The 15,603-nt window shown below is 59.8% G+C and carries 14 protein-coding genes and 1 pseudogene; 13 read left to right on the top strand and 2 right to left on the bottom strand.

Going from position 1 to position 15,603, the window contains the following annotated elements; genetic code table 11:
• Positions 1-464: 464 nt before the first annotated feature.
• Positions 465-719: a hypothetical protein gene (locus tag CWO89_RS12525; protein ID WP_130578911.1), complete on the bottom strand. Its 255-nt coding sequence runs from the start codon at positions 717-719 to the stop codon at positions 465-467.
• Positions 720-906: 187 nt separating this feature from the next.
• Between CWO89_RS12525 and CWO89_RS12530 the strand changes: the two genes are divergently transcribed.
• The 7 genes from CWO89_RS12530 to CWO89_RS12560 all read left to right on the top strand — a co-directional run bounded on the left by CWO89_RS12530 (position 907) and on the right by CWO89_RS12560 (position 7,772).
• Positions 907-1,569, top strand: a complete 663-nt coding sequence (locus CWO89_RS12530; protein ID WP_207234466.1) for an acyltransferase — start codon at positions 907-909, stop codon at positions 1,567-1,569.
• A 295-nt stretch (positions 1,570-1,864) separates the two neighbouring features.
• Positions 1,865-2,998, top strand: a complete 1,134-nt coding sequence (locus CWO89_RS12535; RefSeq protein WP_130578912.1) for a phenylacetaldoxime dehydratase family protein — start codon at positions 1,865-1,867, stop codon at positions 2,996-2,998.
• Between the two features lie 52 nt (positions 2,999-3,050).
• A complete protein-coding gene (locus CWO89_RS12540) occupies positions 3,051-4,376 on the top strand; it encodes an ABC transporter substrate-binding protein (RefSeq protein WP_130578913.1) in 1,326 nt (441 codons plus the stop codon).
• A gap of 22 nt (positions 4,377-4,398) precedes the next feature.
• Entirely contained in the window at positions 4,399-5,334 is a 936-nt protein-coding gene (locus CWO89_RS12545; RefSeq protein WP_245476103.1) for a branched-chain amino acid ABC transporter permease, read from the top strand.
• Complete coding sequence (locus CWO89_RS12550; RefSeq protein ID WP_130578914.1) at positions 5,331-6,329, top strand: branched-chain amino acid ABC transporter permease; 999 nt, start codon at positions 5,331-5,333, stop codon at positions 6,327-6,329. The genes CWO89_RS12545 and CWO89_RS12550 overlap by 4 nt, the downstream gene beginning before the upstream one ends.
• Positions 6,326-7,111: an ABC transporter ATP-binding protein gene (locus tag CWO89_RS12555; protein ID WP_165421117.1), complete on the top strand. Its 786-nt coding sequence runs from the start codon at positions 6,326-6,328 to the stop codon at positions 7,109-7,111. Before CWO89_RS12550 ends, CWO89_RS12555 begins: the two co-directional genes overlap by 4 nt.
• On the top strand, positions 7,098-7,772 hold the full coding sequence (locus CWO89_RS12560; protein WP_130578916.1) for an ABC transporter ATP-binding protein: 675 nt from the start codon (positions 7,098-7,100) through the stop codon (positions 7,770-7,772). Before CWO89_RS12555 ends, CWO89_RS12560 begins: the two co-directional genes overlap by 14 nt.
• Here CWO89_RS12560 and CWO89_RS12565 read toward each other — a convergent pair.
• Positions 7,766-8,683 carry a LysR family transcriptional regulator gene (locus CWO89_RS12565; protein WP_130578917.1) on the bottom strand — a complete coding sequence of 306 codons (918 nt, stop codon included), beginning with the start codon at positions 8,681-8,683 and terminating at the stop codon, positions 7,766-7,768. The genes CWO89_RS12560 and CWO89_RS12565 overlap by 7 nt on opposite strands.
• A gap of 100 nt (positions 8,684-8,783) precedes the next feature.
• On the opposite strand from CWO89_RS12565, the gene CWO89_RS12570 reads away from it, so the two are divergent.
• From CWO89_RS12570 to CWO89_RS12595, 6 genes and pseudogenes are all read left to right on the top strand, one after another.
• Positions 8,784-9,809, top strand: coding sequence for a carbon-nitrogen hydrolase family protein (locus CWO89_RS12570; RefSeq protein ID WP_130578918.1), 1,026 nt, complete (start codon positions 8,784-8,786; stop codon positions 9,807-9,809).
• 113 nt (positions 9,810-9,922) lie between these two features.
• A complete protein-coding gene (locus CWO89_RS12575; RefSeq protein WP_130578919.1) occupies positions 9,923-10,852 on the top strand; it encodes a LysR family transcriptional regulator in 930 nt (309 codons plus the stop codon).
• Between the two features lie 152 nt (positions 10,853-11,004).
• Entirely contained in the window at positions 11,005-12,129 is a 1,125-nt protein-coding gene (locus CWO89_RS12580) for an ABC transporter substrate-binding protein (RefSeq protein WP_130578920.1), read from the top strand.
• A 48-nt stretch (positions 12,130-12,177) separates the two neighbouring features.
• Positions 12,178-12,921: pseudogene (locus CWO89_RS47800) on the top strand (branched-chain amino acid ABC transporter permease); the annotation flags it as partial.
• 32 nt (positions 12,922-12,953) lie between these two features.
• The gene (locus CWO89_RS12590; protein WP_165421118.1) at positions 12,954-14,894 is read left to right on the top strand and encodes a branched-chain amino acid ABC transporter ATP-binding protein/permease; all 1,941 of its coding nucleotides are present in this window, start codon (positions 12,954-12,956) and stop codon (positions 14,892-14,894) included.
• Complete coding sequence (locus tag CWO89_RS12595; protein ID WP_130578923.1) at positions 14,891-15,601, top strand: ABC transporter ATP-binding protein; 711 nt, start codon at positions 14,891-14,893, stop codon at positions 15,599-15,601. The genes CWO89_RS12590 and CWO89_RS12595 overlap by 4 nt, the downstream gene beginning before the upstream one ends.
• Positions 15,602-15,603: the final 2 nt, after the last annotated feature.

Here is a 15,603-nt window from a genome sequence, read left to right on the forward strand (position 1 = left end):
ACTAGCGGCCCGCTACTGACGCCTATCGCCTATCGGTGACCAGCAGGCCGGCGCGTCATGCGATAGGCGAACAGGGCCGGATCCGGATCGATCGGAAGGCGAGATCGGCTTGGTCGGAAATCTGTTCTCAGGACCTTGTTTTGCCGCGATCGGGTCGGAAGAAAATGCTGATCCTAGTATAAAGCTTGAGACGGGCGCCGATGAGCTCCACGCGAATGCATCCAGCTTTAGCCGCAAATCATCCCCTCACACGTCGCATCGTCACCGAATGGCGAAATCGCGAGGTTGAGTGCGTATTGTTGGCGACCTGGGAGATCTTCCCGCTCGCCAACTTGTAGGTACGCTGCACCTCGAGCGCTGTCGTTCCCGCTTTCACTTTCAGTCCGCTCGCCAGGCGGGCGAAATCAAAGCTGTGGCGATCTCCTGGTGAATTTCGAAGATGCTTTGGCCGAACGGATCTTCGATCAAATGGAAGATCGGCCCTCTGTGGTGCTGCAATAACCGGCCCCCCGCGGCAAACTCCCTGTTGATATAGACCTCGGTCCAGCACACCGGAACTCGCTGCCCTCGGTGTGGCGGAAGCCGCGGATCGAAAACCAATGTTCGCCGCTTGCAATTCCGGTCCGCACGGCAAGCTTGTCGTCGATCTCAATCATTTCAATCGCCTCGATCGCGAAGCGTACGCCGGTCGCGAACGCGACGAGGTGGTTGATCGACATGACCTCGTGGATGAAAACCAGTGACTGGATCGCAACTCACGCGCGAGGCTGCAGAGTCTGTTCGTTTTTGTTGCTGCTTGATTCTGAGGGGCATTTGTTAATATAGGGCTTCGCCAAGCGGACACGTTGCCGGTGATGTAATCGTACGGCTGGGATGGGCAAAAGCCGAAAAGGGAAAGGGATCTTCATGATGACATCATCCAGAGATGGTTCTGCGCCATTCGTCCATCGGACCGCGGTCGTTGAGGACGGTGCCAAGGTCGGAGATTTCACCAAAGTATGGTATTTCTCGCATGTCGCGCCCGGCGCGGTAATTGGCGAGAACTGTAGCCTCGGTCAAAACACCTATCTCGAACGAAATGCCATTGTTGGAAATGCGTGCCGTCTCGGAAATTCGGTTTCAATCTACTCGCACGTGGAGCTTGAAGACTTCGTGTTCTGTGCTCCCTACATGGTGTTTACTCACATTGCCTTCTCTCGAGCCGCGGTAAATCGCCACGCCGTATTCAGGAAGACGCTGGTAAGGACTGGAACGACCCTCGGCGCCAATTCGACCGTGGTTCCTGACATCACCTGCGGTGTCGGCACTTTTCTTGCCGCAGGTGCGACTCTGACCAAGAGCACGAAGGATTGGTCAAAGATGGTGGGAACGCCGGCGCGCCAAGTCGGCTGGGTGAGCGCATTCGGTGAAAATATCGACCTTCCCCTGACGGGCAATGGCGAATGGCGATGCAAACATACCGACGATCTTTATGTGCTCAACGGCTCCGACCTGGTTCGCTATCCGGGCGCCACGGACATTCTCAAATATGTTCCCGGTCAGCGCCTCGTGCGAATGGCCCTACGCTGAGCCATTCCCCCTTTGGTAACCGGCCGATCGGTAGATAGGCCTTAGCTCGTACCGACGCGGCTTCTGCCGCGATCGCGTGGGCTCTGTTGTCCTTATAGGGGGATTTAGCGGGTAGTGCGCCGTCTGCCGTGTTGGCGGTACCGATGGCCGTTGTCCTGATGCGAAAGTCGGGCTGCTGCGGCTCCTGCGGTTGCCGAAAATCTGCACAAGGCTGTGCGGTATTTGGTGCAGACATGCACGTATCGCTATGCGAGACTTTTCTCGCCGGTGACCAAATCAGAAGGAGAGCCCAGGAATGGTGGCTTCCGACATTGTCGATCATTGGCGACCACGTACCCCCGTTGCGCGGGTGCTTGCCGAGGCTCCGACCGAGGTCTTCAGTCCCGCAGAGCGCGTGACGCCGCTCCGCAAGCCGCCAAACTTCAAGCCTGCGGTGCAGCGGTGGTCATTCCAAGTGCCTCCGGGGCAATCGCAGTTTCGAATGGCACTATTCGGCGCTGAAGCGCCGAGCGATGCTGCCGTGAATGATCATCCCTTGCTTTCGTGGATCGAGCGCTTCCTTTCAAGCCATCCCGACGGTCCGAATTGTCTCCAGCACGCACGGTCCCGCACGCTCTACGGCACGGCCACCCATCTCGTATCTGCTTATTGGGTGAACGAGGAGCGGTTTGCACGATGGATGCGCGATGAGGCGGCGGAAAGCTGGTGGCAAGACCCCGCGCGGCTTACTGGTCCATTTGGCACCTGGCGTGAAATCTTGCGTGTTCCGCGCGATCGTCAAGAAAGCCTGTTCTGGCTGGACTTCCCGATCGGCGTTTCCGCGAGCGCGGAGGTCGCGCTCTATCCAACGCCTTACTGCGGCTACTACGGTGCCATGCGGGACCGGCTGTTGGCGACCGCAAAGGACAAGCTCGAATCTACGTTTGGAACGGCGCTGCGGCGACAGTCCACCCGCATTGGCTTTGGCGAGCATTGGGCGGTTCATTCGCCGAAGAACATTGCCATTATCCGCGGTGGATCAAGCTGGGGCTTTATGGACCAGGAGCAGCACGCCAACTACGAAGAGCAATTGCGGGGCCCGGTGAGCGCCGGCATGGACTATTTGGAGAGGAATGCGCTGCCAAGCGGATGTGCCTCCATGCGCTGGCAACGCAGTAGCGATATACGCGGCCATCTCGAGCCTGACGAATATGCACATGCCTACTTTCTTTCGTTACAGCACTTGGAGGACTGGTCCGAGAACCACGCCAGCCACGCAGCGATCTTTTCAGCGGCGATCAGGCGCTATCGCCATTACGGTGCGGCCAATCAACTCCGAACCTGGCACGAGGTTTACGTCCTGCCGGAAGGCGGGCACACCTTTGAATATCTGAACTGCCATCCCGATACCGGTCTTCTCTCCTGGTTCGACGCCAAGCAGCTGCGTTGAAATCGTCCCATCCTCCGGCGTGGCTTTCGCGGCTTCCGCGAGGAAATTCCTGTTGCTCATCGAGGTCGTGATGAAAAGGACTCTCGTACAATCGATCATGTCTGCGGCCGCGTTGGCCTGCATGACAGGTACTTTACCGAGCTTCGCGGCGGCACAGGAGCAAGTGAAGATAGGTTTCGTCTTCTTCCTGTCCGGACCGGGTGCAGCATACGGATCGAATGCCCGGGATGGGGCCAAGCTGATCGTCGAAGCCCTCAATGCAGGAAAAGTACCGGCTCCCTACGACAAACCAGGTATCAATGGTCTTCCGATTCAGGCCGTGTTCGTTGATGAAGCGGGCGGCGCGCAAAAACAGCTGGCCGAGTATCGTCGCCTGGTCGAACGCGAACAGGTCGACGTGGTGATCGGCTACAATTCGAGCGGAGATTGCAATGCGATCGCGCCGGTCGCGGAGGAACTGCGGGTTCTGACGGACTTCTTCCATTGCGGCAATCCGCAACTGTTCGAAGACATCGTCACCGAACCTCTGTATTCGGTGCGGACGGCTCCGACCGGCACCATGGATCAGGTTGCAGCCGCCAAATATCTTCTCGAGAAAATGCCGGGCATCAAGACGGTGTCGGGCATCAATCAGGACTACTCATGGGGGCAGGACAGCTGGACCGAGTTCAAGGCAGCGATGTCCGCGCTCAAGCCGGACATTCAATATCCCGCCGCGTCGTTCACGAAGCTAGGGACAAGCGATTATGGCGCCGAGATCAGCACGCTGCTTGGCACGCCTTCCGAAGCCTTGTTTTCCAGCTTCTGGGGCGGTGACGCCGATGCCTTCGCGCTTCAGGCGTCGACCCGCGGTCTCGATCAGAAATCGAAATTCGTTCTGACGATGGGTACTGGCATCATCGACGATCTTGGCGAGAAAGCAATTGTCGGCTCGATCTTCGGTGCGCGGGGGCCGCATGGCTACTTTGCCCGCAAAACGCCGTTGTCGGCCTGGTTCAAGGCGGAGTACGGCAAGACGTATAACAGGATGCCGCCTTTCGGGGCCTACGCTGCGGCGCAAGGAATATTCGGTATCAAGGCGGCGTACGAGAAGGCCGCAGCCGGAGCCGCTGGCAGGCAAAAGACTGAGGCTGTGATCGCGGCCTTGAAGGGGCTGACCTTCGATACTGCAAGCGGCTTTCCGGCCACCATGGCGAATAATGATGGTCACCAGGCGATCCAGGCGACGGCCTATGGCGTCTATTCCGGATGGGACAAGGCCAGGAACGAGGCCATCATCACCGAGGTCAAGGTCTACCCGGCGGAGTGCGTGAATCCGCCGAACGGGGTTCGTGCCGTTGACTGGATCAAATCCGGATTCAAGGGAGCCAAGTGCTGATGCGCGCCGGGTTTGATCGTATTTGTCGCTCTCTGGTCGCTCCTACCCACGGAATGACTCCGTGAGTACGCTCAGTGCAGTTGTTGTGGATGCTGCATCGTTCGCCGCCTGGCTTTTCCTCGTGGCGGTCGGGTTGACCCTGGTCTTTGGCGTCCTTCGCCTACTCAACATCGCGCATGGAGCATTCTATTCGGTGGGAGCCTACGCAGCTGTCTATGCGATCGGCGCGTCGGTGACGCTTGGCTGGGCAACCTGGATTCAACTCGTGGCGGCGCTTGCGGCTGCCGTCGCAATTGGAGCTGTGATCGGTCTATTGACCGAACGCTGCATTCTGGGGCGCTTGTACGGTTACCCGGAGCCACTGGTCCTGATCGCAACCTATGCCCTGTTTCTGATTCTCGATGATGCGACAAAGCTTGTGTCAGGCGGAGGGTCGCTCTACGCGGCGCAGCCCAGGGACAGCCTTGGGCAGATCGGCATCGGCGGCCTGCAGTACCCGGTTTATGACGTCGCTCTGATTGGGGTCTCGATGATGCTGGCTGCTATCGTCTGGTTCGTCCTGAACAGGACGCGGGTCGGCCGCTGTGTGACGGCGGTTGTCTTCGACAGCGAGATCAGTGCTGCAATGGGCATCCATGTCGGCCGCATCAAGACGGCTACGTTTATGGTCGGCGCCGCCCTCGGTTGCCTTGCTGGCGCACTCACGGCACCGAAAATTGCCGTCAGCCCGGGTATGGGGGTTGAAGTCATCGTTATCGCCTTTGCCGTCGTGGTCGTCGGAGGCCTTGGCAGTATTCCGGGCGCACTGCTTGGCGCGGCAATCATCGGGCTCGCGCGTGCCCTGACCGCCCATTTGCTTCCGGAGCTCGAGATCTTTGCCGTGTATCTGGTGATGGCTGGCGTGCTCGCGGTGAGGCCATTCGGATTGTTGGCGCCGGCACAGGCGCGGCGAATATGACCAGACGCCAAATCGACTGGACCATTGCGACGTTGCTGGGCGTGGCTATCGCTGCGAGCCTCAGCGCATCTGGAGTGCCGGGCTGGATTCGTTATCTCGGGCAACTCTCCACGGCGACGGCACTTACATCGGCGGGGGTGATGATCCTGCTTCGTGCTGGCCTGCTTTCGTTCGGGCAGGGCCTCTTCTACTTTGTTGGCGGTTATGCGGTTGCCTTGACGACGAAACTTGCGGCTATAACCGACGCGTTCGTGGTCCTTCTCGTTGCCACGATCAGCGCGGGCCTGGTTGCCGTCATCCTCGGTAGTTTCCTCGCAAGATACCGCGGCATCTTCTTCTCGATGCTGACTTTGGCGGTTTCCATGGTGGTGTTTGGCATAGCCACCAAGGTGCGCCTGTTTGGTGGAAGCGACGGCCTTAACATCGGATTGATGTCCTATGCCGGCTATCGCCCCCGCGGCGCCGACGCGCAGTGGAGCGGATTCGTGTTCTGCATCTGGGTCTGGGCAGCATTCAGCATCGCCACGCACATCCTGCTTCGTTCTCGATTCGGATGGCTGATCCGCGCCGTTGCCGACAATGAGGTCCGGGTGGAATATCTCGGATACTCGGTCAAGCAGATCGTCTGGGTCGCCTATACGCTTGCCGGTATGCTGGGGGGAGCGGGCGGAGCGCTCGCAGGCTTGTCGGCGCGTCATGTCGATCCGCAATTCGCATACTGGACGACGGCAGGCGACTTCATTTTTGTCGTCCTCCTCAGCGGGCAGGCGAGCATCCTCAGTCCGGCGTTCGGTGCCTTTCTGTTGGAGGTGCTGCGAAGCTATGCGTCGGCGCTGTTTCCTGATCAATGGCAGTCGGTATTTGGCGCGATGATGCTGGCGATCGTTCTCTTTCTCCCCGTCGGCCTTGACCGGTTGGTCACGCTCTTGTGGTCAATGACCAGGAAAGCGGTCTCCCGGCGATCACGCTCTCTGGCCGGAGGCGTGGTATCGTGACCGATTTGCTGCATTGTACCGGCATTCAGTGCAGGTTCGGCGACTTTGTCGCGACCAAAGGGATAGACCCTTCGGTGAAACACGGAGAAATCGTGGGCATCATCGGCGCGAATGGTGCCGGCAAGACCACCCTTCTCAACATCATATCCGGCTATCTGAAACCGACCGCGGGACGGGTCATGTTCCGCGGAACGGACGTGACCGGGATGCCCCCGCGCGCGTTGGCGCGGCGGGGAATTGCGCGCTCGTTCCAGGTGCCTCAATTGTTCGCCAGCGGCACCGCCCGTGAGAACATGATGGTGGCACTGTCTCTGTTGGTTGATCCGCGAACGTCGCTGCTGCGGCGGTTCTCCGATCGAGGTCTGTTCGACAAGGCCCAGCGTCTCCTTGAGGACTATCGGATCGGCGAACATGCCGACGCCGTCGTCGCGCATATTCCCCAAGGAGTACGCAAGCTGCTGGACATCGCAATGGCGACTTGCGCGAGCCCCGCTCTCGTCTTGCTTGACGAACCGACAAGCGGCGTCAGTGTCGATGAGAAGAACGATCTCATCGGCCGCCTGATCGAACGATTTCGTAAAACGTCGACGTCCGTCATCTTCATTGAGCATGATATGGAGATCGTCCGTGAATACGCGTCTCGCGTGATTGCGCTCTACGATGGCCGGATTATTGCCGATGGAGATGTGGCGGAGGTGTTCGCGGACCGCGACGTTGTTCGTTATATCACGGGGGCGGGCGTGGCGCCGTTGAGCGCGGATGGCTGTCATGCTCCAGCTTGATCGCCTTTGTGTTCGCATCGCCGGGGCGGAAGTTCTTCGAAATGTTTCGCTCCACGTTCGGCCGAATTCGTTTGCCGCCCTGGTCGGGCGAAACGGAGCCGGCAAGACGACGCTGATGCGCACGGTGATGAACCTGATTCCGCGATGGGCCGGAGAGATCCGGATCGGAGATCGGGCAACAACGGAAGCCAGCCCATCCGATCACGCCCGATACGGCGTAGGCTATATGCCCGAAGACAGGCGACTGATCGCAGGATGGACAGTGGAGCAGAACATCCTGCTGCCGACCTTGGCAACTCGAATCCCTGATGCAGGAGCGCGACTCGAACAATGTTATTCGGTGATTCCCGAGCTTGTTCCCTTTGCCCGTCGTCGTGCGATGGAACTGAGCGGCGGTCAGCAGAAGCTCGTGGCGCTTGCGCGTGCCCTCATGGTCGGTCGCAATCTGCTTCTGCTCGACGAGCCGTTCGAGGGCGTTGCGCCTGCGCTCGCTCAACGTATTGCCGAGATTCTTTCCGAGCTTCGCACGAGCGGATCGCTCACGGTGTTGATCAGTGAGTCCGACGCCGTGCACACGCGGTCCCTCGTTGATCTAACGTACAGCATCGAACGCGGGAAAATCAGGCAGTCGACAACGGGCGTCGCAGGGGAGGCTCACTGATGCACTTCAGCACAGCTGGAGAAGGCATCATCGCGGTCGATCAGGGCCCGCAGTGTATCGGTAAAGGCCCTTATTCGCGGTGCGCTCGCGAGATCTGTGTGCACCGTGAGCCACAGATCGCGCCGTCCTGTGAGTATGTTCGCAAGAACCTTGACGAGGCCGAATTGCTCGGCGCCGCTGAACGAGGGCAAGCAGACGATGCCGACGCCGCCACGGGCCGCGCCAAGTTGCGAAATCATGCTGTTGCTTGTGAAGACCAGGCGGGGGTCCGGCACCAGCTCCTCGAGCCAACGGACGGCATCGACCAGAACAAACTCTTCGATGTAGCCGACGAAGTCATGGCGCGCGAGGTCGTCGAGCGTCCCTGGAGTGCCGGCCCTTGCGAGATAGCCTGGCGATGCCCACAGATGCGTTGTGAAGGTACCGAGCTGCGAGCTGATCAGGTTTCGACCGGTCGGGCGAAAGAACGAAAGGAACAGGTCTGCTTCGCGGCGATTGACCCGCACCTGCTGAGAGGAGGTGACGAGTTCGAGCCTTACGTCGGGGGCCCGCTCCTGCAGTGCCCGCAACCTCGGTGTGAGCCAGAGCGATGCGATACCTTCCATTGTGGCAAGCCTGACGAGACCCGTCGCTGCGGATCCACTCACATCCGCTCGCAGCTGACCTATCCCCGCGGCAAGCTCTTCGGCGCGCCGCATCACCGCCACACCCATCTCAGTCAATGTGACGCCGCCGCGGCCTCGTTCGAACAGCGTCGCTCCTACGGCATATTCGAGCCGGGTGAGCCGCCGGCTGACGGTGGAGTGGTCGACTTTGAGTGCGCGGGCGGCTTGAGTCAGGCTGCCAACACGCGCCACGTCAAGAAAGATCCGCAGGTCATCCCAATCGAGGCGTTCGATGGGGGGCGTCACAAGCCAATATCTCCGATCATTATGAAACTATCTCCGGAATTTCATCGCACAGATCTCCGGAGAGTCAATTGGCTACATCAGGACCAGGAGCTGGGATAGGATGACTACCGAACATGTTACAGTCGCTGCCGCGCATGTGGCTCCCGTCTTTCTTGATCCGGCGGCGACCATCGAGAAAGCCATCGGATTCATTGCACAGGCGGCGGAAGAGGGCGCTTCGCTCATCGCTTTTCCGGAGAGCTTCGTTCCGGGATTCCCGATCTGGGCGGCCGTGCATGCGCCGATCCGGACACATGACGCGTTTGCGGCGTTCGCGGCTGCGAGCATCTATGCTGACGGACCCGAGATCAGACGGCTTCAGGACGCGGCGCAAAGGCACAAGATCTTCGTCTCGATTGGATTCAGTGAGCGCGACCCGGCAAGTGTCGGAGGTCTGTGGAACAGCAATCTGCTAATCGGAGATGATGGAAATGTTCTCGTGCATCATCGCAAGCTGGTACCCACCTTCTACGAAAAGCTCGCGTGGAATCCGGGGGACGCTCATGGCCTGCGGGTGGCGCAAACGCGCATTGGCCGGATCGGAGCGCTGATCTGCGGCGAGAATACCAATCCGCTCGCACGTTTTGCCCTGATCGCGCAGGCCGAACAAATTCACGTAGCGTCCTATCCTCCGGTATGGCCGACAAGACCGCCGGAACAGGCCGGGAACTATGACAATCGATCTGCAAATCGAATCCGAGCCGCCGCCCATGCTTTCGAGGCAAAATGCTTCGTGATGGTTGTTGGCAGTCTGTTGGATCAGGCTGCTTGCGAGTGGATAGCGAATGGCGACAAGGACGCGTTGAGCGTGCTGGAGGCGACGCCGGCATCTGAAAGCTTCTTCGTGGACCCAACGGGGGCGGTCTTCGGTGAATCCACCATGGCGCAGGGACTCATCTTTGCGGGACTCGATCTTGGGCGGTGCATCGAACCGAAGCGATTTCACGACGTTGCGGCAGGCTACAACCGGTTTGATCTCTTCGATTTCCATGTCCGACGCGACCGGCTACGGGCGGCCCATTTTGCTGATGTTGAAGAGGAGGGCGCTGAAATCGCCACCCGTCTGGAAGGTCGCCAGGCCGGATGATGAGGTGTTGCCACGGAGTGCTGTTGCTGGCTGGATAGCCTGCGGCATGGCGGGGCGCCGCGTGAAAGGCGGTTCCTTGCGTAAAACGGCACGTGACTTGCTTGGTTCTCATAATGGATATCAAGCAAATCTTGTACTTCAAGGCTGTGGCAGACAGCGGAAGCTTCGCTCGGGCATCCGACCGACTTCATATTTCCCAACCCGCCATCAGCGCGCAGATCGGCCAGCTCGAAGCAGAATTGAATGCGGAGCTCCTGGTCCGACACGCGCGCGGGGTGCGGCTAACTGCCGCCGGGTCGATATTCCTCGAACATGGTCGAGATATCCTGGCCCGGATCGAACAGGCGCGTGCGGCGGTCGCCGAGCTTGATCGCGAAGTGTCCGGCAGCGTGACCATTGCGATGATTACCACCATAGCCAATGTGGTGGCACCAGTACTTCTGGAACGAGCGAAGCGACTCTATCCCAAGCTCGACGTAAGGATTTTCGAGGCGCTTAGCGGCGAAGTAAGCGCCTGGCACGCAGGCAGTCGCTTCGATCTTTCCATCCTGTATCTTCCCGAGCGCCATACCATGGATGGTGCAATACCGTTCCTCAAGGAGCAGCTCTACCTGCTAGGCCCGATCGACGGCAAGCGAGAGCTGGGCCGGCCAATCGATTTCGCGGATCTCAGTGCTATCCCGCTTCATCATACGTCGCGTATCCACGCCTGCCGTCTCCTCCTGGACAGCATGTCCAACGAGAGGCGCGTAGACCTCAACATTGTGGCCGAAATCGACTCGATCACGCTGCTCTATGAATTCGTCGCCAGTCGAAGTGCCTACAGTATATTTCCGTGTATCGGCGAGCCACCGCTGTTTCAGCGGGCCGTTGATTATAGGCCGATCATCAATCCTTCATTGGCTTTGCAGAGTTACATCGTCCGCGGAGCCAACAGGCCGACGTGCAAATCCATCAATGCGGTGATCGAGCTGCTTTCAGGCCTTGCTGAAGAGTTCACTGCGGACATCACGCATATGCCGAGGTGCCGGGCCGATGCGTAGTGGACTGCTCAGGCGCGTCGACCCGAGACCTAGGAAAAGTCTAAGGCTGCCGTCGGAAATCAATATTGGTGCGTACCAACGAAATCGTGTGAGCTTCATCCCTAGCTGAGTATCTCCGAAGGTGAGCCTTCGGTAACGCGGGAGAGGCTCGAATGAGGCTTGTCGGCAGGACGGTATTTGCGGCTGCGCTGCTCTTGTCGTGGAGTGCGTCGGCTGAGGAAACAAGCCTGACGGTGCCGATCATTGTGCCGATCACGGGACTCCTCGCGCTCGAAGGCACATCGCAGCTCAACGGCGCCAATTTGGCAATAGCGCATGCGCCGCCGGGATTGAAGATCAAGGCGCAAACCGTCGATTCCGGAACCGCTGCGGAAGGCGGAGCGAACGCGCTCGAGCGCGCCGTTGGCGACAAGAATGTCGACTTCGCGGTGGCGCCGCTGTTCGGGACGCAGGTGCTTGCGATGCTTCCCGTCGCTCTCGAAAACAAGATGCCGATCCTCGCTCCGACTGGCACGGGCCCGGTAACGGAGCAGGGCAATCCGTATATGTTCCGCCTGTACCCGCACGACGCCATCTCAAAGGCGGCTCACATCCGATACGTCGTCGACGAACTGAAGTTGAAGAGGGCCGCGATCCTGTACAATACGACGGGCTATGGTCAAAGTGGCTTCAAGTACATGTCGGACTACCTCTCCAAGCTCGGTGGAGAGGTGGTGTTTTCCGAAGGCGTCGACCTCACTGCCAAGGAGATCTCGGCTACGCTTGCCAAGCTGAAGGCAGCGAAACCTGACGTCATTCTCATTCAGATGCACAGCGCCTCGATTGCGATGGTGATCAAGCAGCTTGCGGCGGGAGGCGTGCAGATCCCCGTGGTCGGAAATACCACGATCGCAATGCCGGCGACGGCGGCGCTGCTGCAACCGTCGGATCTGAAGGGAGTGTGCGCTGAAAGCGCGTGGTGGCTCGAAAAAGGCGCGAACCCCATGACGGATCGTTTCCTCGATGATTACACGTCGAAGTTCGGTGCGATGCCTGATGCCTATGCCATTCAACAATACGATGGTCTCATGATGGCTTTGACGGCCGTCAAGAGCGGGGCGAGGTCGGCCGAGGATGTGCGAAGGTACATGTCGACAAGCGAATATCAGGGCGTCGCGATGTCCTACAAGTCAGATGGCAAGGGAAATCTGGCGCATTCGGTCGTCATCGTCTGCTACGACGGTTCGTCACTGACGCCGAAGCTGGTCAAGCGATACGACGATGTCGTCGCTTACTGATCGCGCTTCTAGCCTGAGAATGCAGCTCGTATCTCGTCAGTTTCATCGATGACACAGCTTCTGCTCAATACGCTCTCGCTTGGGGCAGCCTATTCGCTTCTCGCCATCGGCTTTGTCCTGGTCTTGAACGCCACCGGCGCGGTGAACCTGGCCCACGGCAGCTTCGTCGTGGTCGGCGGATTCCTCGCCGCAAGTCTTGGCGCAATGCTTAAGCTTCCGGGAGCGATTGTGCTGCCGGTTGTGCTTTCCGGCATGATGCTGATCGGCGGGCTGTTGTCCCTGGCAGCCTATTACCCCTTGCGAAACCGGCCGGCCGTCTCTGTATTCATCTCGACCATTTCCATGGGCGCGATACTCGAGACGGCCACACTGCTGGTGTTCGGGCCGTCGCCGCGGGTGGGGCCGCCGATCCTCTCGGGCGGGTCGCTCCGGGTCGGCGATGCGGTCCTGAATGTGCAGTCGCTTTCCACAATCGTGCTCGCGATCGCACTGGTGGCTCTGCAATACGTCATCTTCTCGCGAACCGTTCTGGGTAAGCGCCTTCGCGCCGTGGCCGAGGACAGGGAAATGGCAACGGCGCTCGGCGTGAACGTGAACGTCATGATTCTGATCACGTTCGGGATTTCGGCCGCGCTTGCCGGAGCTGCAGGGCTGATCTTCGCGAACACGTTCTACATCACGCCCGGCGACGGCGAAGCGTACATGATCAAGACGTACGTTGCCGCGACCATGGGAGGGTGGGGAAGTCTTCGTGGAGCCGTCGCCGGTGCCTTCCTGGTGGCGGCGTTCGAAGTCCTTGTCCCGTCGCTGCCGGTCATCCTGCCTTGGGCAGTCGGAGCTCTTCCGTCGTTCGGAGCGCTATTTTCGCCGACGGCGTCGACGATCTGGCTCTATCTGGCTTTTCTGGTCGTGCTGTTCTTTCGTCCGCAAGGACTGTTCGGCGAAGCCGTTCAGCAGCGTGCCTGATGCTTCGTTCCGCTAAACTCCGCCTAGTGGTCGGCTTGGCCGCGCTTTGTGCGCTGGCGTCATGGCCGCTCGTGATGTCGTCACCCTACGACCTCCGTCTCTTCACCCTGGCGGGTGTATTTGCGATCCTCGCCATCGGATATCAGTTCATCTTCGGCTATGTCGGCGAGCTCTCGCTTTCGCAGGGCGCCTTTTTTGGCTTTTCGGCCTATGTGACCGGAATTCTGGCGGCGAAGGCCGGGCTCGACTTTGCAGAAACCTTCCTGGCGTCGATTGTGGCCTGCGTTCTCCTGGCAGTGCTGATCTCAATTCCGGTGTTGCGCCTTGCCTCGCATTACTTCGCGCTCGCGACTCTGGGCGTTGGTCAGGTTCTGTTGCTGCTGGCGATCGATTGGCAGTCATTGACAGGGGGAGCCATAGGGCTTTCCGGAGTTCCTCTTCCGAAGCTGTTCGGTGTCCAGATCGGTCGCGGCTGGCCGCTGCTGCTCTTCGTATGGTCGTTCGTGTTGTTTGCGGCCATCGTGGCACATCAGACCAAGCGGGGCCTCTATGGGCTGGCTTGCCATGTGGTCCGGCAGAACGCGGTTGCCGCAAGAGCGCTGGCCATCGACCCGGACGCGATCCGCTTTGCGATGTTTCTGCTCAGCGCCGCGATAGCCGGCGTGGCCGGCGCACTGCATGCGCATACGATCCGCATCGTCTCTCCGGAGGGACTCGACTTCAAGGTCATGATCGCATGCTTGACCATGGCGGTCATCGGCGGCCGAACGCATGTATGGGGGGCCGTCGCAGGTGCCCTGCTGGTGGTGCATCTGCCGGAATGGCTACGTGGTTTCGAGCAGAGCTACGTCATCATCACGAGCAGCGTGCTGATTCTGATCCTGATTCTGGCGCCCGAGGGGCTGGCGGGGTTTGTCGATCGTATCCTGCCTGTTGCGACGCCGGAACGGACTTCGACCGTCGCTGCTTCATCACGTCCGTCAAACCTGCCCGCGGGTGAGGGCGTTCTGATGCCGTCGGAGACGCCCATACTGGCAATACGTCACCTGACCAAGACGTTCGGGGGCGTGCATGCGCTGAACAACGTCAGCTTCTCGCTGATGCGTGGATCGATCACCGCCGTGATCGGGCCGAACGGCAGCGGCAAGACGACGCTCGTCAACTGCATGACCGGGATCTATCGCGCCGATGCGGGCGAGATTGTCCTTGGCGGCAACGAGATCACTTCGATGAGCTCGGACGAGATCGCGGCGCGCGGCGTCGGAAGAACCTTCCAGAACCTGCGGCTCGTTGAGGACATGAGCGTTCTGGATAATGTTGCGGTGGCCCGCTTCAGGTCGGAGGAGGCATCGCTTGGCAAGGCCATGTTGACCGGCCGCCGGGATTCAAGACTCGAGCGTGCAAGATCCCACGCGCTGCATGTGCTTCGCCAGTTTGGGCTCGACAAGATCGCGGATGCCAGATGCGGATCGCTGCCGCATGGAATCAAACGGCTGGTGGAAATTGCCCGTGCCATCTGCCTCGATCCCGTCGTGCTCCTGCTTGATGAGCCTGCCGCGGGACTAAATGAGAGCGAACAAGCCGAACTCGCCGGACATCTCGAGGGGCTGGCGGCACGCGGCCTCACCTTGCTCGTCATTGAGCATAACATGGAGTTCCTGAAGAGCCTGGCAACCCACATGGTTTGCCTGGACTACGGCGAATTGATCGCTTCAGGTCGCCCCAGCGCAATTTACCAGGATGAGCGCGTCGTCGAGGCGTATATCGGCCGCAGACATGCCGCGGAACTTGGCGCGTGAAACATCTTCTGGAGGCAAGAAATCTATCCGTCCGATATGGCGAGATCGCCGCCTTGAAGGACTTGTCGCTGCGCATTGGTCCCGGCGAAGCCGTAGCGCTGGTTGGTGCTAACGGCGCAGGCAAGACAACGCTCATCAAAGCCATCATCGGGCTTCTTATGGTTAGTCGGGGCGAGCTCCTGTTCGATGGACATGACGTGCGTGCCGTGACGGCGCACCGCCGAGCCCGGCTCGGCATGGGTTATTCGCCGGAAGGCCGTCGTGTCTTTCCCGGCCTTTCAGTGCGGGAGAATCTCGAAGTGGCGGCCTTCTCGACCGGGCAGGAAAGGCATCGGCTGATCGATCAGATGTACGCCATCTTTCCCGCGCTGAAGGAGAAGGAGATGGCGCTCGGATGGACATTGTCGGGAGGCCAGCAGCAGATGCTCGCGGTCTGTCGGGCGCTCATGAGTCGGCCACGGCTGTTGCTGTTGGACGAACCGTCGCTGGGACTTTCGCCGAAGCTCACGGACGAGGTGCTCTGGAGGATTCCAGAAATCACGAAGTCGGGCACGGCCGTGGTGCTCGCTGAGCAGAACCTCACCAAAGCGCTGGAGGTGACGGACCGCGCCTACGTGCTGAGAGTGGGGTCAATCGTCCTCGAAGGACCGTCCGGCGAGTTGCGGTCGAATCCATCCGTGCGCAACAGCTTCCTCGGCGGCCTTTAGAG

Origin of the sequence: Bradyrhizobium sp. Leo170, assembly GCF_004296405.1 — a bacterium.
GTDB lineage: Bacteria > Pseudomonadota > Alphaproteobacteria > Rhizobiales > Xanthobacteraceae > Bradyrhizobium.